Origin of the sequence: Candidatus Solirubrobacter pratensis (assembly GCF_000425945.1) — a bacterium.
In the GTDB taxonomy this organism is placed as follows: Bacteria; Actinomycetota; Thermoleophilia; order Solirubrobacterales; family Solirubrobacteraceae; genus Solirubrobacter; species Solirubrobacter pratensis.
The window spans coordinates 148,450-166,015 of the sequence record NZ_AUEK01000006.1; the positions used below are offsets into that span (position 1 = coordinate 148,450).

Consider the following 17,566-nt stretch of genomic DNA (forward strand, 5'->3'; position numbering starts at 1 on the left):
TCGCCGGGGTCGTCCGGCGCGACGAGCACCAGCTCGGGCTCTTCGACGACGAGCACCCGCGCCGCTTGGCCTGCTGCCGACCATCCCGCTCGCCCTCACCGCTCCCGACGGGCACCTGATGCTGGGCTCCGCGACAGTTCATCGGATCTTCATCGTTCACGAGCGCGTTACCCACGCGCCCGGTCGCAGTCCTAAGGATTCCGCTGCCGGGTTTCTCATACGCAGGGGGTAACTGATGCTAAGAAGGTCCAAGACGACGGATCGCGTCGAAGGGATAGACACGCAAGTAACACGACAACGCCGACCGGTATCGAGACGGTTCGGGGTCTTCGGCGAGACCGGCCACCGATCCCGCATCGTCGCGGCCGGCGCCACGGCTGCCGTCCTCGCCGGGGCGGGAGTGACCTACGCGTCGACAGTGGGATTTGGCGCCAACCACGTCGGCACGACGTACGCCAACGGGATCCAGGTCTCGGGCGACCAGATCCTCAAGCCGCTCGGTGACCGTCTGGTCACCCAGTTCGGCAAGTTCATGGGCTCGACGGTCAGCCCGGACGGCCGATTCCTCGCGGCCAGCAGCACCGACAGGTCGGTCGCCCTACAGATCTTCGACCTGACGAGCTACAAGCTCATCTGGACGGCCGGCACCGCATCCGGCGTCAACCAGAAGCTGACGAACAACAGCGTCGGTCAGGAAGGTCCGACGTACTCGCCGGACGGCAAGTTCCTCTGGCTTCCGCAGCAAGACGCCCTGGCCCGGTTCCCGGTCAACGCCGACGGCACGCTCGGTACGCCGACCACCGTCTCGATCCCGAAGGTGAACGGCCACTCCGCACTGGTGGGCCAGACCACGTACTCGCCCGACGGGTTCACCCTGTACGCCGCGATCAACGGACAGAACACCGTCGTGGCGCTCGACCCCGGCACCGGTGCGGTCAAGCAGACGTGGAACGTCGGCATCGCCCCGCGTGAGCTCACCTTCGTGGGCAGCAAGCTCTATGTGAGCAACGAGGGCGGCCGTCAGGCCCGGCCCGGCGAGACGACCATGGGCTCCTACGGCACCCAGGTGCCCGCCGACGGATACCACGGCACGTCGACGACCGGAACCGTCAGCGTCATCGACACCGCGACGCCGTCAGCACCGGTCGGATCCATCGATGTCGGCCTGCACCCGACCGCGATGTACGTCCAGGACAACGATCGCACCGCCGGAAAGAAGTCGAATCAACCTCCTGCGAACACGCTGTTCGTCGCCAACACGAACAGTGACACCGTCTCGGTGATCGACACGTCCAAGGACAAGGTCCTGCAGACGATCGAGACCAAGCCGTGGCCTTCGTCGGATGTCGGGTACGCGCCCACCGGCATCGCGATGACGAAGGACGACCACCTGCTGGTCACCCTCGGCCGCGCGAACGCCGTCGCCGTCTACCAGTACAACGGCCAGCCGAAGGAGCCGGTGAACTACATCGGCCTGGTACCCACTGACTACTACCCGGCAACCCTGGCGACGGTCGGCAAGCAAATCGTCGTCACCAACACCCGCGGCATCGACGCGCGCGGCCCCAATCTCTCGTTCAACAAGGGTCAGGGCACCACGGTCGCGGTGGGTCACGGCACGCACGGCACCACCGCCTCGCTGACCCGCTTCACCCTTCCGAGCGACAAGGTCATCGCCAAGGACACCAACACGGTCTTCGCTCAGAACGGCTGGGGCGACAAGAGCGACGTCCAGCAGGCCAAGGGCAACAAGAACAAGGCCGTGGCGGTCCCTGAGCGCATCGGCGACCCGTCGACGATCAAGCACGTCTTCCTGCTGGTCAAGGAGAACCGCACCTACGACCAGGTGTACGGCGACATCCCCGAGGGCAACGGCGACCCGACCCTGGCCCAGTTCGGAGCCAAGGTCACGCCGAACCAGCACGCGCTGGCCAAGCAGTTCGGTCTCTACGACAACGTGTACGACGTCGGCACGAACTCCGCCGAGGGCCACAACTGGCTGATGCAGGGCGACAACCCCGAGTACACCGAGTCGTCCGCGGGTGAGTACCAGCGCAGCTACGACACCGAGGAGGACGTGCTGGGCCACCAGCGTTCGGGCTTCCTGTGGACGGCGATCGAGGATGCCGGCAACACCGCACGCAACTACGGTGAGTTCGAGTACACCGAGGGCAAGCCGTCCGGTTCGTGGCAGCAGTACTACTGCGCGGTCAATAACGTCGAGGCCGGCGGTGACCCGGCTCAGCTGACCGCCCCCGCGCTGAAGGGCAACTACGGCTCGGTGATCCCGTCGCTGAACGCCATCAGCGACCCGCAGTCCCCGCCGTTCGACACCGCGATCCCGGACACCTACCGGTACCAGATCTGGAAGCAGGACTTCGAGAAGAACGGCCCCGCCAACTTCAACATGATGTGGCTCTCCAGCGACCACACCGGTGGTCCGGTGAGCCCGGAGGCGCAGGTCGCCGACGGTGACCTCGCGGTGGGCAAGATCGTCGACGAGATCTCGCACAGCCAGTACTGGAAGGACTCCGCGATCTTCGTGGTCGAGGACGACAGCCAGGACGGTGCCGACCACATCGACGGGCACCGTGCGCCGGTCCAGATCATCAGCCCGTGGGCGGTGCACGGCGTGGTCGACAGCACGTACTACTCGCAGATCACCATGGTGCGCACCGTCGAGCAGATCCTCGGCGCGCAACCGCTGAACCAGAAGGTCGCCGCGGCGACGCCGATGTACGGCGCGTTCACGAAGAAGGCCGACCTCACGCCGTTCACCGCGGTGCCGAACCAGGTGCCGCTGACCGAGGCCATCAAGACCGCGCCGGCCTGCGGCCTGGATACCCTGGGCCAGACCGGCGCCCCGGCGACGGCGCTTCAGAAGGCGCAGGCCGAGAAGAACGCGGTGCCCGCGGACGAGCAGGCCACCGCCGATGCCTGGCAGACCTGGCTCGGCAAGCAGCACACCACCGGCAACGGTGCGGTGCCCGACTACGCGAACCCGGAGCAGATGAACCGGTACACGTGGTACGAGACCCACGACTGGAAGGTCCCCTACCCTGGTGACTCCAAGATCTACGCTCCGTCGCAGGTTCCGGGTGGCTCCATCCCGAGCCCGGACACGGACTGACGGCTGAACAGCATCACAACGCGACGGCCCGCCGGCTCTCCGGCGGGCCGTCGCATTTTTGGGGATCGAAATGCATGAAACGCTTGCAGTTCGTGCGCGCGGGGTCAGCAAGTCCTTTGGCGAGGTGGTCGCCCTCGACGGCGTCGACCTCGACATCGCGCAGGGCCAGGTGCATGGTCTGGTCGGGCCGAACGGGGCCGGGAAGACGACGCTGCTGGGCCTGCTCCTCGGGTTGGCGCAGGCCGACGGCGGGGACCTGGAGGTTCTCGGCAGTCCGGTACGCAGGAAGCTCGGACTTCCTGACGGGGTCGCGGGGTTCGTGGACGGGCCGGGTCTGTATCCCTCGCTCACCGCCCGGCAGAACCTCGCCGCGCTGGCCCGCTTGCGCGGCGACGGCTCCGACGGCGTCGGCGACGCGCTGGAGCAGGTCGGGCTCACCGACGTCGCAGACGACCGCATTCGCGGCTTCTCACTCGGGATGCGGCAGCGTCTCGGGCTTGCCGCCGCGCTGCTGACCAGGCCTCGGCTGCTGGTGCTCGACGAACCGGCGAACGGCCTCGATCCTGCCGGTACCCGCCACGTGCACCGTGTGCTGACCAGGCTGGCGGCGCATGGCACCTCGGTCGTCCTGTCCAGCCACCGGATGGATCATCTGGCCGCGCTGTGCAGCGAGGTCACGCTCCTCGCCACCGGTCGGGTGGTCTTCTCCGGCCCGATCAGCATGCTCGCCGCCGGCAGCGACGAGCTGGACTACCGGCTGCGTACCTCCGATCCCGCCGCGGCCCGGCGGGTTGCGGCCGAGACGCCGGAGCTGCGCGTGCTCCCGGACGACGACCTGCTCCAGCGTCACGACGCCGAGGCGCTCCTGGTGCGTGCCGCGGTGCCGGCGCTGGACGACCTGGTCGCGCGCCTGGTCGGCGCCGGTGTGGGTGTGCGCGAGTTGGCGCCTGTCGTCGCGCCGCTCGAAGCGGCCTTCCTGGCCCTGACCGCCGCCGCGAACGTATCGAGCGAGGACGAGAACCTGTGACCTCCGAAGCCATCACGCAACCGCTGGCCGGCGCACGGCCGGCACCCGTTCTGCGCGGCTACCGCTTCGAGCTGATCAAGCTGCTGGCCCAGTGGCCGGTCCGCCTGGCGCTGGGGGCCTGCTGGCTCGGCCCGGCGTTGCTCGTGGCCATCATCAGTCAGCAGAGCTCGTTGCCGTCGGACACGGTCTTCGGCCGCTGGATGAGTCAGACCGGCTGGGCGGGACCGTTGGTGGTCCTGGCGTTCTCCTGCAGCTGGCTGCTGCCGCTACTGACGTCTCTGGTTGCCGGCGACGTCTTCGCCACCGAGGACCGGCTCGGCACGTGGCGACACCTGCTCGTCGCCGTGCGGTCACCGCGGCGGATCTTCGCGGCAAAGGCGCTGGCGAGCCTCACCGTCGTCATGCTGCTCGCGGCCGGACTGGCCGCCTCGGGCGTCATCGGCGGCCTGCTAGCGGTCGGCAACCGACCGCTCGTAGGGCTCGACGGCCATCTGCTCGCGCCGGGGCAGGCAGCCGGTGCGGTACTGCTCGCCTGGGCCGGCGCGCTGGCGCCGACGCTGGCGTTCGCGGCGGTCGGGCTGCTCGGCTCGGTGGCGCTCGGCCGTTCTCCCATGGGGCTGGTGATCCCCGCGCTGCTCGCCCTGCTGCTGCAGGTCGCGCAGTTGCTTCCGATGCCCGTCGTCGTGCGCGTCGCCCTGCCGAGCTACGCCTTCATCGCCTGGCGCGGGCTGTTCACCGACCCGGCCCAGACCGGCCCCCTTGTCGTTGGCGTCACCGTGAGCCTGGCCTGGGCGGCGGCCGCCACCGCGCTGGCCTACCGGCTCTTCATGCGCCGCGACTTCACCGACCTGGCGTACGACGGGATCGGCCGCCGCGTTCTCGTGCGAGCGGTGCTGCCACTCGCGGCTCTGCTCGCCGTCACCGTCGGGGTGATCGCCGGCGCCACGCCGGCCTCCCGCTCCGGGATCGACGAAGCCAAGCTGGACCGCTCCCTCGCGACGGCGTTCGCCCATCTGTACCGCATGCAGACTGGAGAGCTGCATCGCCCCGATGTCACGGAGGCGCACCTGCGGACCAGCGCCTCCTGCGATAGGGGCGGTTCACTTGTCGAGGATCTGGGACCGGGCAACGACTGGCGGTGTGTCGTGACGTGGCACATCCCGGGTGCCACGGCAACCGGCTCGGCCATCTATCAGCTCGACGTCACCCCAGACGGGCGATACGTCGCCGACGGTGACGGACCACAGCAAGTCAACGGCTTCTTCCAGGTCCACACCTCCACGGGTGATGCACCAAATCCCCTTTGGCAGTTCGACGGCTCCGTCGATCTGCTGACCCCCATATCGCTTAGATAAGGCCACGGTGCTGCAGACGTTCGGCGGCCCGGCGTCGCCAGTCGAGTCTCTCCACGCGATCAAGGCGGCGGCTTCGCCGCCGCCGCCGACGGCCGGAGAACCTGAAGCAGCACATGCGCGGCCTTGCCCATATCGTGCAATCAGCAGTCAGGCTGGTCGGGCTCGTGTGCCGCGTCCGGCGAGTGCGAGCGCGCTTGGTGGTCGCTGACATATTGCGAGCGTGTGTGGGGTTGGCGTTGATCGTCGGCGAACGACTCGTAGCCGGTTGCGCCGCACCGGCGACTGACGCATCCGCAGTGGGGGAACATGCACGACGCCGCCCGCCGGTCGGCGGGCCAGCGTCTTGGGGTTCGATCTGCGGGTGCGTCACTTCTCCCGTGGGGGGCGGTTCCCGGCTGGCCGGGTAGATTGCCGCGCAATGGCGAGGTCCGGCGCGCTGATCATGTTCATCGTGACCGGTATCACCGCATTCACGCGGACGACGCTCGACGATGGCGTCGTGGTCGCGCTGATCGCGTTGGCCGCGAGTCTCGTGGTCGTGTGCGCGGTCGTTGCGCTCATCAAGCGCAGCCCGGCAGGAATCGTGGCTCGGGCAATGTCGCCCGGAACACCGTTCGAGCGACGGCTCGAGCGGGTCCTTCCCGTGCTGAACGACTGGACGATGGCGCTCCTGGGTCCCGGCTTCGTAGCGATGGGCGCGTTGGGCGTGGCGTCCGGGTTTGGATCGGGCTCGTGAGCCTGATCATCGGCGGCTGGATCACCTGGGAGGGGTGGCGTGGGATCGCCGACCGGCGGCGCCGCCGGCGTCGCTCCCGATACTGGCTCTGAGCCATCAGGTGGGGAAGCGTCCCGCCGCATCCGGACATGCGAGAGGGGCGTCTCGGCGCTGACGGGCGGCGCGCGCGGTCGACGGGATCGCCAACAACACGCGGGTGATGTGTCGGGTCCAGCAGTGGCTGTCGCGGTTGCACGGCGAATGCCTTCGATCGCGAAGCGCACCGCACCGTGCAGCAAACTCGCACTGTCCGTACGGACGCGCCGATCGCGGATTCGCTGAGCGCGAATCAAGCCTCCAACCCGCGGGATCCCTCCAACGCCGGGTCCGGAGGCCAGCGCACGGCGGCGGCCGTCGCGCCGTCGGAACGCATTGAGGGGCGTTCGCGGCGACGCGAATCGCTCGCTAGCCGGGCGTAGGAGAGCGCGTCATGACGGCAGGGCCGTCAGGTCAGGATCTCGACGTACCCGTCCGTTCCGTGCAGGCGGATCCGCTGGCCATCCCGGATCAGCCGGGTGGCGTGCTCCACCCCCACGACGGCGGGCAAGCCGTACTCCCGGGCGATCACCGCGCCGTGGGTCATCAGGCCTCCCACCTCCGTCACCAGACCCTTGATCGCGACGAACACGGGCGACCAGCTCGGGTCCGTATAGGCCGTGACGAGGATGTCGTCAGGTGCGAACTCCGCGTCCGCCATGTCCAGGATGACGCGAGCCCGCCCCTCGACGGTCCCGGCGGAGACCGGCAGGCCGATCAGCGCTCCGCTCGGCAAGTCCGCGCGGTTGTACGCCCCGGCGATGACCTCGCCCTCCGACGTGAGCACCCGCGGCGGTGTGAGCGCTTGATACGACCTGAACGCGTCCTTGCGCCGGGTGATGAGCTGGTCATCCGCCTCGTTGGTGCGCACGGCCTCGGCGAGCTCCTGGAATGTGAGATAGAAGCTGTCCTCCTTGTCACGAAGCACGCCGGCCTGGACGAGGCGCTCGGCTTCTGCCAGCAAGGCCTGCTTGTACACGAAATGGCGGCTGACGATGCCGTACTTCGGATACTCCCGATACCCATTGAAGGTCCGGACGCGGTCGATCATCCGCTTGGTGTCGTCGGCCTTGCGCTCTCCGTCCGACAAGGCCCGCAGACGCTCCAGCAGCTCCTGCTCCTTCTCCCACGCCTCCCGCCGCCCTTGCTCGAAGCGCCGCGGGCCGGCGCCCGGCTCGAAGTTCTTGATGTTGCCGACGAGCACGGGCATCAGCGTGGAGGGGCGTTCGCTCCAGCGCGGCCTCGTGATGTCGATCTCGCCGACGCAGCGCATGCCGTACTTGTCGAGGTAGGCCCGGATGGCGTCTCGCGCCTCCCGCCCGCCGGCGAGTCCGGGCAGCTCGTCGAGGAAGTCCTCGTCCTCGACCTGTTGCAGGAAGGCCACCACGTCCGGATACGGGCGGATCACGTCGGCGACGTCCAAAAGCGCCAGCCCCATCTCCGACGTGACATTGTGAGGGACCGACTGCGCCAGCGTGTCGGCCGCGTTCTTCTCGCCCAGCCACGCCTCCAGCTGCTCGTTGAGCCACCACGTGGCCTCCATCCCGGCCATGATCACCCGCATGCTCTGCGGATCGACCAGGATCCGCTTCAGCTCCTGGATATCCGCCAGGATGAAGTCGAACAGCGCCGTTCCCGACTTCGTCCGGATGTCGCGCTCGAGGACGGCGACGGACGCCTGGTTGCGCTCGACCAGCTCGGCGACGATCGCCGGGTCGGTCTCGATCGGGGCCGGCGCGCCGCCGGCCGGCGGGCCGCCGGCGACGTCGTCCGGGATCGACGGGATGAAGTCGCCGCGATCGAGGATGGTCTGCAGCGCGTCTCCGATGAGCGGATCGGATGTGCCCAGGGCCGTCAGGGTGCCGGCCCGGGTCGCCGGCGACGCCAGGCGCTTGGCGACGTCGACGAACAGCCTGCCGCCGGCCTCGTGCATCGTCGGGAGGGCGATCAGCTGGTGCACGGAGAGCCCCAGCGGCTTCATGGGGTCGGTCATCATCTGCTGGTGACCGACGGAGACGTAGACGTGGTTCTCTCCGTCGCCGGCCGCGGGAATGGGGAAGAGCGTGGTGATCGGCCGGCTCTGGACGATCTGGAATCCATCGTCCACCAGGCACCACTCGATGTCCTGGGGACGGCCGAAGTGCGCTTCGACGCGCCGGCCCAGCCGCGCGAGCCGCACGACCTGCGCATCCGTCAGAGCCGGCTGCTCCTGCCGCTCCGCCTCGATCGTCTGCTCCTGCGTCCCGCCTGCCGGCGCGGCGCAAACGGCAAGCCGCTTGGTACCGACCGCCTTGGCGACGACTTCGCCGTCCCGCACCTTGTAGACGTCGGCGTTCACCCGACCGGAGACCAGGGCCTCACCAAGGCCGAAGCCGGCCTCCACTGAGGCGACCTTCCGGTTCGACGTGACGGGGTCCGCCGTGAAGAGGATGCCGGCCGCGTGCGGGAAGACCATCTGCTGCACGACGACGGCCATGTCGACCTTCCGGTGGTCGAAGCCGTTCCGCAGCCGGTAGGTCACGGCACGCTCCGTGAACAGCGAGGCCCAGCTTCGGCTGACGTGCTCCAGGATCGCGGCCGGCCCCACGATGTTCAGGTACGTGTCGTGCTGACCCGCGAAGGAGGCCGTCGGCAAGTCCTCTGCCGTCGCACTCGATCGGACGGCGTAGGCGGCTTGCTCACCGAGACGGGCGAGCGCGAGGGTGATCGCCGTCGCCACGTCGTCGGGCATGGCGATCCCTTCGAGGGTCCGGCGGATCTCCGCGCTGAGCTCGCGGATCGCGTTCCGGTCGCCTGGGTTCAGGCGCGACAGCCGATCGAGCCGATCGTCGATCGACGGCGCTTGGCCGATGACGCGCCGGAAGGCGTCCGTCGTGACACAAAAGCCAGGCGGCACGCGAATGCCTTCGATGCGCGAGAGCTCCCCCAGTTGCGCGCCCTTGCCCCCGACGACCGCGACCTGCGTCTCGTCGAGCTCTTGGAATCCCAACACGTAGCAGTCGGAATCGCCTCCAGCGCTCATCGCCGCATGCTCCTCCGTCCCCATCGCGCTGCTCCCTTCGTCGCTTGCGGCGAGCGATTATGGAGCACACCCCGGGGCTTGAAACAAGCCCCCCGGGCCGCGATACTCTGAAAGTGGAGGGGTTGCGCGGCAGTTGTTCAACTGCGGAAGGGTTTCGGCGGACGTACACGCACCGGCTGCGGCAGATCCCCACCGCCGCCGTCGGGCACCTGCCACTCAGGCGTCTTCTCGATGTGCGCTTCCTGCACCGTGCCTCCGTCTTAGGGCGCCCATGCAGCCGACGAACGCGACGCGCTCAGGAAAGCACAACTGTGCCGGATCCGCCTGCCGGCGTTCGCGCCCGGCATCCTCGCGGCCCGCGTGCTGAAGCGCCGGGACGGTCCGTCCCGGCGCTCCGCGTGCGAGTGGAGCGGGGCCCTACTTCTCAGCCCCGAGGAACAGCGAGTTGAACAGCAGCTTGTACGTGCCGTGCGCCTCGGCACGGTGCTGCACGCTGATGCCCAGCAGCGCGACCTGGCCCGCGCCGTACTTGACGTCGGCGACCGCCGTCTTGCCGGCGATCAGGCTCTCCCCGAGCAGCCAGCCGCTGCGCAGGATGTTCGACGCCGGGTAGGTCACCGGGGTGGTGACGCCGGACGCGCCCGCGTTGACCGAGAATGCCGGGCTGCCGTCCGAGTAGGCGTCGAGCTTGTCCGGCAGGCCCCACGTCAGCGGGGTGCCCGTGTCGACGTCGGTGGCGAGGATCGAGCCCGGCGAGTAGTAGCTGGTGCTCGGGACGTTGGCCGTCACGTCGGTGATCGGGAAGCCCGAGAACCCGCGGATCGGCAGCTGCGCCGCGTCGTTGACGGTGACGAGCGTGCCGCCGGCCTGGACGAACGCCTTCAGGTTGTCGACCCCCGCCTGTGTCATGCCGCCCGTGTACGTCGCCGGGTGCGACCCCGCCGCGAGCCCGCGCAGCATGCTGTTGTAGGAGGCGTCCGGCAGCACGATCACGTCGTAGCTGTCGCGCAGCGCGCCGGCGCGGACCTGGTCGTCATGGACCTGCGTGTACGGGAACTTGAAGCCCTCGAGCACGTACCGGGTCCAGCCCTCGTCGGAGTTGCCGCCCCACCCGTGGTAGAGCCCGATCCGCGGCGCGCCGACGGACACCGCGTTCGCCGGCGCGGAGGCGACCGCCGCGACCGTGAGGCCGAGCTGCTTCGCCTGCGCCTTGATGCGCGTATCGGCACCGGCACGCACGCCGACGAGGAACGTCCCGGCCGGCCAGGTGCCCTGGTCGGTCTGGACCGCGCTCGTCGTACGCGTCACGGTCTCGCCCGCCTTGAGCAGCTGCATCGCCGCGGTGTAGGAGTCGTTGACGCGCGGGTCGAGCGCATACGCGTACCCCGGCGTCGTCGCCGGCATCCGGAACGCGGGCACCGCGGCGGTGTCGACCGGCTTTGCGTTGACCAGGAACGACTTCTCGACCTTCTCGACCTTGACGCCCATCTGGTAGGGCAGCGTCCACCCCGCCATGTCGTAGGGCGCCTCGGGCGAGCCGTCCGGGTTGCGCCGGTCGGGATAGGTCTGCGGGTTCATCAGGTCCACGACGTCCGCCCGGAACGGCTGCGCCTCGCGGACGATGAAGCTGCCGGCGGGGTACGTCTTGCCGCCGGCGGTGAACGCCGACTGCGCCTGCTCGACCTCGACGTCGGCCTGCCGCAGGACGTTGACCATCTTGGTGGCGGTCGCGAAGTCGGCCTGGTCGGACGGGATGATGTAGGCGTTGTCGCCGCCGGCGTCGATCGCCTGCTTGCCCATGCGATACGCGCCATAGAGCCAGTTCTCGCGATCGGTGTCGGCGGTGTGGAGGTACTCCCACCCGGTCGACTCGATGTAGCCGCAGCTGTCGCTGAGATGCCACCAACCGCCCTTGTACGGGCTCGGGTAGAACGCCGACGGCTCCGACGTCGACACGCCCTGGTACGGGAACGTCTTCGGGAACTTCGCCGGGTCCTCGAACACCGGCGTGGCGGAGGCGTGCGAGGTCTCGGACAGGATGCCCACCTGGTTGTGGAACGCCGGCGCGGAGCGCAGGCCGCCGTTCCACCACTGGTCGTACTGCTGGCGCGACACGGCGCCGGTCTTGCCCTCGCGGTCGAGCCGCTGCGTCATCGCGTCGCCGAGCAGGTTGATCCCGCGCGCCACCTCGGGCGGGATGTTCGGGTTCATCGGGTCCTTGAACGGCGGCAGGAAGATCCGCGCCGGGTACGCCGCGGTCTGATGCGTGTTGTAGACCAGCTGCGGATACCACTGGTGCCACAGCACGTTGCCGAGGTTCTTGGTCTCCGGCAGGTTGAACATGAACCAGTCGCGGTTGTCGTCGTGGCCCGCGTACTTCTGGTAGAGCTCGGGATAGCTGGAGTCCTGGTACTGGGTCCCGACGTACTTCATGTACCAGTCCGGGACGGACTCACCGCCGTCCGGGTTGACGTTCGGCACGAACAGCGTGATGACGTTCTTGCGGATCGACTTGGCCTCGGCGCTGTCGCTGGTGACCAGGTCATAGGCGAACTGCGGCGCCGTCTGCGGCGGCCCGACCTCCGTCGCGTGGATGCCGAAGTCGATCCACGCCACGGCCTTGCCCTGCGAGGCGAGTTGCCGCGCCTGATCGTCGGTGAGCCCGCGCGCATGCGCCAGCCGGTCGGCGATGCCGCGGTACTTCTCCAGGTTGCCGGGCGTGAGGTTCTCGGGCGCCGACACGATCGCCATGATCTGATCGCGCCCCTCCGACGTCTTGCCCGCGTTGATGAGCTTGAGCCGGTCGCTCGTGTTGTCGAGTTTCTGGAAGTACGACGAGATCTGCGTGTAATTCGCGAGCTTGTAGTCAGTACACGGCGCGAAGCCGAACACCGACTCCGGCGTCGGCACGGTCTGTGCGGCGCTGCTCGCGACCGTCGTGTCCGGAGACAGTGAAACACCGATCGCGACGGCCACCGCACCCACCAAGGGAACGGCGAACGCCGCCTTGAGTCTGCGCGTCATACCCCCACCTCATGAAACGCGTTGAGAGAATCCGGCGACGGCGAGACCCGCCCGCCGCGCCCCTACCCCGCGCGGACGATACGCGCGCGCGGCTTCGCCGCCGCCCGGATTTGAGGAAGATTTGACGTAGGCGGGAACCGCAGGAGCACCTCGAGCCCGCGCGGCTCTCCTGAGCGGATGTCGAGCCGCGCGCCGCCGTGGTCGAGCAGCGTGCGGGCGATGGCGAGGCCGAGCCCGGAGCCCCCGGTGCTCTGGGGCCGGCGCCAGAAGCGATCGCTCGCGCGGCGCAGCTCGTCCGGGCGCAGCCCCGGCCCCTCGTCCCGGACGCTGATCATGGGACCGCCGGCCTGCCGGTCGACCGAGACGCACACGGTCGAGCCCGGCGGCCCGAACTTGACGGCGTTGTCGATCACCGCGTCGAGCGCGCTGGACAGCGCGACGGGATCGGCGAGGGCCTCGACGTGGTTCCCGCCGGCGCGGCGGATCGTCATCCGCTTGGAGCGCGCCGCCGCCGACCACGCGCCGATGCGCTGCTCGACGATCGGCACGAGGTCCACGCGCTGCGGCGGCGCGCCGGGATCCTCGGGCTGCGCGAGCTGCAGCAGCCGCTCGAGGACGGCGGCGAGGTGGCGTCCTTCGCGCGCCGCGGCATCCGCCTCGGCGTCGGGCCCCCGCAGCGCGAGCGCATCGAGCCGCAGCAGCAGCGCGTGCAGCGGATTGCGGAGCTGGTGGGACGCGTCGGCGAGAAAGCACCGCTGGCGTTCCACGAGCGCCGCCATCTGGTTGAACGAGCTCGCGAGCCGCCGCAGCTCCGGCGGCCCCTTCGCGTCCGGCGCTCTTGCCGCCATCCTGCCGCTCGCGATCGCGTGTGCCGTGACGTCGATCTCGTGCACGGGTCGCAGGATCCAGCGCGCGAGCCTGGAGGCCAGCAGGACGCATCCGAGCACCGCGGACAGCTCGCCGATCCCGAGCGTCAGCCATGCGCGCGCGATCGCGCGTCTCAATCGGCTCGTCGGCGACATCGTGACGACGGCGCCGACGACCTCCCCGCCGTCGATCACCGGCTCGGCCACCACGAGTGGATCGCGCGTCCAGGGCCAGATCGCGCGCGGCGGCTCGCCATGGGCGCCGGTCAGCGCGACGGCGGCCCGGCGGCCGAGCGCCTGCGCCTCGAGCCCGGGCCGCGACGCCGCGCGCACCCGGCCACCCCGGTCGAGCACGGCGACGGCGGTCCCGTAGAGGTCGTCGTAGCGGGCGAGCTGGGCCGCGAGCTCGGAGACGTCACCGCTCTGAACCGCCTGCTCGGCGACCGCGACGAGACGGTTCGCGCCTTCGAGGCGGTCGAGGAAGACGCGCTGCGTGCGCACCGATGCGACGTCCATCCCGAGCGGCACGCCGAGCGCCAGCAGGACGACCGCCATCGACCCGAGTACGAGACCGAGCAGCCGCCTGCGCACGCTCACCCGTCGCCGAGCCGGTACCCGACGCCGCGCACCGTCTCGATCAGACCGCGCATCCCGGTCTTCGCCCGCACCGCCGCGACGTGGACGTCGAGCGTGTGCGCGTCGAACTCGTATGCCGAGGACCACACGCGCGACAGCAGGCGCTCACGGCGCACGACGATGCCGGGGTGCTCGGCGAGCACCTCCAGCAGCGCGAGCTCCTTGCGGGTCAGCGGCACCCGATCGCCCGCCACGGTGACCTCGCGGCGACCGAGGTCGATCCGCACGCCGCCCACCCGCACGACACGCCCGGCGGACGGCGGCGCGGGAGGCGCCGCGGCGCGCATACGGCGATGGACGGCGAGCATGCGCGCGATCAGCTCGCGCGCGTCGTACGGCTTGACGAGGTAATCGTCCGCGCCGAGGTGGAGGCCGTGTATGCGCCACCGCAGCTCCGAGCGCGCGGTCGTCATGAGGATCGGCACGTTGCGAGCGCCGCGGATCCGCGCGCACAAGTCGAACCCGTCCCCGTCGGGAAGCATCAGGTCGAGCAGCACGATGTCGACGGAGTCGTCGAGCTGCGCCAGCGCCTGCGTCACGCCCGCAGCGCGCATCATCGCGAACCCATGCCGACCAAGGAGATCGCACAGCGCGCCCGCCACTCGATCGTCGTCCTCGACGACCAGCACCCTCACTGCCGGACCGTACCATCGGCGGTTTCACAGGCAGCCGCGACGAGCGCATGCAGGTCCGCGCGGGAACATGGTCCGGCGGCGCGAGGACACTGGATCGCCCGGCGACGTGAGCATGCGTTCAGGTCGTGGTCATGGGGTCGCCGCCACATTCGACTGACATGCGATTCCTCCCAGGAGCGCCGCCGCCCCGCCCGGCCGAAGAGCGCGTCCCGGCGCTCGTCGCGCTGGCGACCGCCGTGGTCGGGGCGATCAACATCGCGTCCGCGCTGACGCCGGAGTTGCCCTCACGTGTCGACGCGCTGCTGACCCTGGCGCCGGTCGCCGAGATCGAGCTGGCCCGTTCGCTCGCGTTCCCGGCCGGCGTCGGTCTGCTCGCCGCGGCGTGGCTGCTGTTCCGCCGCCGGCGACGCGCCGCGCACGCGGCGATCGCGCTGCTGCTGGCGATGGGCGCCGTCGACCTGCTGAAGGGCCTCGACGTGGAGGAGGCGCTGTTGAGCTGGGCGCTCGCCGGCGGCCTCTGGCGCTGGCGCGACACGTTTCACGTGATCTCCGCCGGGCTTCCGCCGGAGGCAGCGGTCCCGGGCGAGCGTTCGCTGGCGGCGGCCGTCGTGCGCCGCCACGGCGCCGACACGCTCGCGGCCTTCAAATTGCGCGGCGACCTCCAGCGGCGCTGGTCGCGGGACGGCGGGGCGCTCGCGGGGTACTGCGTGCGGGCCGGCACGCTGCTGCTGGCGGGTGACCCGGTGGGCACCGAAGAGGCGAAGGCCGCGCTGCTCCAGGACGCGATCGAGCATGCCCGCGGTCACGGGCTCGCGCTCGGGGTGGTCGCAGCGAGCGCGGCGTTTGCCGACATCGCGCGCGAGTCCGGCCTGTACCGCCTGTACATGGGCGACGAGGCGCTCGTCGCCACCGGGCCGATGGACCTCTCCTCGCCGGCGACCAAGACGCTGCGCAAGGCGGTCGGGCGCGTCGCGCGGCATGGGTACCGCGCCGAGCTGCTCCGGGTCGCCGATCTGGACGCGGACACTCTCGGGCGGCTCGAGGCGGTCAGCGAGGGCTGGCGCGCGGGCGTACCGGAGCGCGGGTTCTCGATGGCGCACGACCGGCTCGACGACGAGCTGCTGCCCGACGCGCTCGTCGTGCTCGCCCGCGACCGCGACGGCGCCGTCCGCGGCTTCCTGCACTTCGTACCGACGTTCGGGCGCGCGGCCGCGTCACTGGGCTTCATGCGACGGGACCGCGACACGCCCAACGGGTTGACGGAGTTCCTCGTCGTCGAGTCCGCACGGCTGCTCGGCGAGGCCGGCTTGGAGGAGTTCTCACTCAACTTCGCGACGTTCGGGCGCTGGCTGCGCGCGCCCGCGAACGCGCTGGAGCGGGCGCTCGCCCGATTGCTGCGCGTCGCTGACCGCTGGTTCCAGATCGAGCGCCTGCACCGCTTCAACGCGCGCTTCGCGCCGCGCTGGGAGCCGCGGTACCTGCTGTTCAGCCACCCGCTCCAGTTGCCCCGCGTCGGGCTCGCGACGCTGTGGGCGGAGGGGTGGCTGCCCGCTCCGCCGTCTCAGCACGCGCTCCGCAAGCGCGCGCTCGAGGTCCTGCCCGCGCGCGCCTTTCGGCGGTGAGCGCGCCGGCTAGAGCGTCTTGGCCCCGAACGCGCTGGCGGCGAGCTCGACCGCGAGTGCGGCGGTGGCGTTCTGGCGATCGAGGATCGGGTTGACCTCGACGATCTCCAGGCACGACAGCAGCCCGGCGTCGGCGACGAGCTCCATCGCGAGATGCGCCTCGCGATACGTCAGGCCGCCGCGCACAGCCGTGCCGACGCCGGGCGCGACCTCGGGGTCGAGGCCGTCCATGTCGAGCGAGATGTGGACGAACCGGGCTCCGGCAGCGCGCTCGAGCGCCTCGCTGACGACCGCCTCGATCCCGCGGCGGTCCAGCTCGCTCATCGTGTGCACCGCAAGGCCGAGGTCGCCGATGAGCGCCCGCTCCCCGGGATCGAGCTCACGCGCGCCGATGACCGAGACCCGCTCGCGCTCCACCGCCGGCAGCGACCACGCCGGGCTCTCGAACGCGCGACCGCCGCGCCCGAGCGAAGCCGCCAGCGGCATCCCGTGGACGTTGCCGCTCGGCGTCGTCTCGGGCGTGTTGAGATCACCGTGCGCGTCGAACCACAGCACCGCTCCGGGACCACGCCGCGAAGCCAGACCGCCCAGCGTGCCGAGCGCGATCGAGTGATCGCCGCCGAGCACGATCGGGACGCGGCCCTCGTCCAGCGCCGCGCCGACCAATCCGGCGATCCGCTCGCACGTCTCGCGGATCGCCGGCAGGAAGCGCGCTCGCGGGTCGTCCTCGGACGTCGCCTCGGCCACGGGGCTTGCGACGTTTCCGCGGTCGACGCATTCGACCCCCAGCGCGCTCAACCGCTCCTCGAGTCCCGCGTACCGGATCGCGGACGGCCCCATGTCGACGCCCCTCCTGCCCGCGCCAAGATCGAGCGGCGCGCCGATGATCGCGGCTTTCATACGCGTGGTCTACAGCACTCGCCCAGCGCCGTATGCAAGGCGGCCCTCGCCACGGCGCCGTGCTGCCGCCGAGGGCATCGTCCGTGGACTCAGCCGGGCGCCCAGCCGAGCTGCTCGCGCACGCGCTTCGGGAGGGCGCTCACAACGAGGTCGTACGAGTCTTCGATCATGTCGTACACCATCTGGTCGGGAACGCCTGCGTCGAGTGTGACCGTGTTCCAGTGGCGCTTATTGAGGTGATAGCCGGGGCGGATGGCGGGATAGCTGTCGCGCAACCGGACCGCGAGCTCCGGCTCGCACTTGACGCTCACCTCCAGGGGCTCGCGGTCCAGTGCGCTCAGGGCGAACATCTTGCCGGCGACCTTGAACACGGAGTGCTCGGACCCGAACGGGAAATCCTCGATCGCCCCAGCCTGCCGGAGGCACCACCGACGCAATTCCGTCGCATCCATGCGCCGCATCGTCCCATGGATCGGCGAGCGGGTCGCCCGCGGCATCCTCGCCTCCCCACGAGGATGCCGCGCGCCCTCTCGGCGAC

The 17,566-nt window shown here is 70.1% G+C and carries 11 protein-coding genes; 5 read left to right on the forward strand and 6 right to left on the reverse strand.

Annotation, left to right across the window (positions count from 1 at the left end; genetic code table 11):
* Positions 1 to 235 precede the first annotated feature (235 nt).
* From H958_RS0104520 to H958_RS0104535, 4 genes are all read left to right on the forward strand, one after another.
* Complete coding sequence (locus tag H958_RS0104520; protein ID WP_051323817.1) at positions 236 to 3,130, forward strand: alkaline phosphatase family protein; 2,895 nt, start codon at positions 236 to 238, stop codon at positions 3,128 to 3,130.
* A 70-nt stretch (positions 3,131 to 3,200) separates the two neighbouring features.
* On the forward strand, positions 3,201 to 4,157 hold the full coding sequence (locus H958_RS34985) for an ABC transporter ATP-binding protein (protein ID WP_037409267.1): 957 nt from the start codon (positions 3,201 to 3,203) through the stop codon (positions 4,155 to 4,157).
* Positions 4,154 to 5,512, forward strand: a complete 1,359-nt coding sequence (locus tag H958_RS0104530) for an ABC transporter permease (protein ID WP_028057783.1) — start codon at positions 4,154 to 4,156, stop codon at positions 5,510 to 5,512. Before H958_RS34985 ends, H958_RS0104530 begins: the two co-directional genes overlap by 4 nt.
* A gap of 418 nt (positions 5,513 to 5,930) precedes the next feature.
* On the forward strand, positions 5,931 to 6,248 hold the full coding sequence (locus tag H958_RS0104535) for a hypothetical protein (protein ID WP_028057784.1): 318 nt from the start codon (positions 5,931 to 5,933) through the stop codon (positions 6,246 to 6,248).
* A 484-nt stretch (positions 6,249 to 6,732) separates the two neighbouring features.
* Here the strand turns inward: H958_RS0104535 and rph are convergent, their stop codons facing one another.
* The 4 genes from rph to H958_RS0104555 all read right to left on the reverse strand — a co-directional run bounded on the left by rph (position 6,733) and on the right by H958_RS0104555 (position 14,506).
* The gene (gene rph / locus H958_RS0104540) at positions 6,733 to 9,345 is read right to left on the reverse strand and encodes a rifamycin-inactivating phosphotransferase (protein ID WP_028057785.1); all 2,613 of its coding nucleotides are present in this window, start codon (positions 9,343 to 9,345) and stop codon (positions 6,733 to 6,735) included.
* A gap of 417 nt (positions 9,346 to 9,762) precedes the next feature.
* Complete coding sequence (locus H958_RS0104545) at positions 9,763 to 12,369, reverse strand: M14 family metallopeptidase (protein ID WP_051323818.1); 2,607 nt, start codon at positions 12,367 to 12,369, stop codon at positions 9,763 to 9,765.
* A 62-nt stretch (positions 12,370 to 12,431) separates the two neighbouring features.
* A complete protein-coding gene (locus tag H958_RS0104550; protein ID WP_051323819.1) occupies positions 12,432 to 13,832 on the reverse strand; it encodes a sensor histidine kinase in 1,401 nt (466 codons plus the stop codon).
* A complete protein-coding gene (locus tag H958_RS0104555) occupies positions 13,829 to 14,506 on the reverse strand; it encodes a response regulator transcription factor (RefSeq protein ID WP_028057788.1) in 678 nt (225 codons plus the stop codon). Before H958_RS0104555 ends, H958_RS0104550 begins: the two co-directional genes overlap by 4 nt.
* A gap of 158 nt (positions 14,507 to 14,664) precedes the next feature.
* Between H958_RS0104555 and H958_RS34990 the strand changes: the two genes are divergently transcribed.
* Positions 14,665 to 16,128, forward strand: coding sequence for a bifunctional lysylphosphatidylglycerol flippase/synthetase MprF (locus tag H958_RS34990; RefSeq protein WP_051323820.1), 1,464 nt, complete (start codon positions 14,665 to 14,667; stop codon positions 16,126 to 16,128).
* Between the two features lie 9 nt (positions 16,129 to 16,137).
* Here the strand turns inward: H958_RS34990 and rocF are convergent, their stop codons facing one another.
* Both rocF and H958_RS0104570 read right to left on the reverse strand, forming a co-directional pair.
* Positions 16,138 to 17,028 (reverse strand): arginase, encoded by an 891-nt coding sequence (gene rocF, locus H958_RS0104565; protein ID WP_028057789.1) that lies wholly within the window; start codon positions 17,026 to 17,028, stop codon positions 16,138 to 16,140.
* A gap of 89 nt (positions 17,029 to 17,117) precedes the next feature.
* Positions 17,118 to 17,480: an MmcQ/YjbR family DNA-binding protein gene (locus H958_RS0104570; RefSeq protein WP_028057790.1), complete on the reverse strand. Its 363-nt coding sequence runs from the start codon at positions 17,478 to 17,480 to the stop codon at positions 17,118 to 17,120.
* Positions 17,481 to 17,566: the final 86 nt, after the last annotated feature.

Excerpts from the sequence above, each read along its gene's own strand:
- H958_RS34990 (WP_051323820.1), top strand. The coding sequence starts at position 14,665 with ATGCGATTCCTCCCAGGAGCGCCGCCGCCCCGCCCGGCCGAAGAGCGC.
- H958_RS0104545 (WP_051323818.1), bottom strand. The coding sequence starts at position 12,369 with ATGACGCGCAGACTCAAGGCGGCGTTCGCCGTTCCCTTGGTGGGTGCG.
- H958_RS0104570 (WP_028057790.1), bottom strand. The coding sequence starts at position 17,480 with ATGGATGCGACGGAATTGCGTCGGTGGTGCCTCCGGCAGGCTGGGGCG.
- rocF (WP_028057789.1), bottom strand. The coding sequence starts at position 17,028 with ATGAAAGCCGCGATCATCGGCGCGCCGCTCGATCTTGGCGCGGGCAGG.
- H958_RS0104520 (WP_051323817.1), top strand. The coding sequence starts at position 236 with ATGCTAAGAAGGTCCAAGACGACGGATCGCGTCGAAGGGATAGACACG.
- rph (WP_028057785.1), bottom strand. The coding sequence starts at position 9,345 with ATGAGCGCTGGAGGCGATTCCGACTGCTACGTGTTGGGATTCCAAGAG.
- H958_RS0104535 (WP_028057784.1), top strand. The coding sequence starts at position 5,931 with ATGGCGAGGTCCGGCGCGCTGATCATGTTCATCGTGACCGGTATCACC.
- H958_RS34985 (WP_037409267.1), top strand. The coding sequence starts at position 3,201 with ATGCATGAAACGCTTGCAGTTCGTGCGCGCGGGGTCAGCAAGTCCTTT.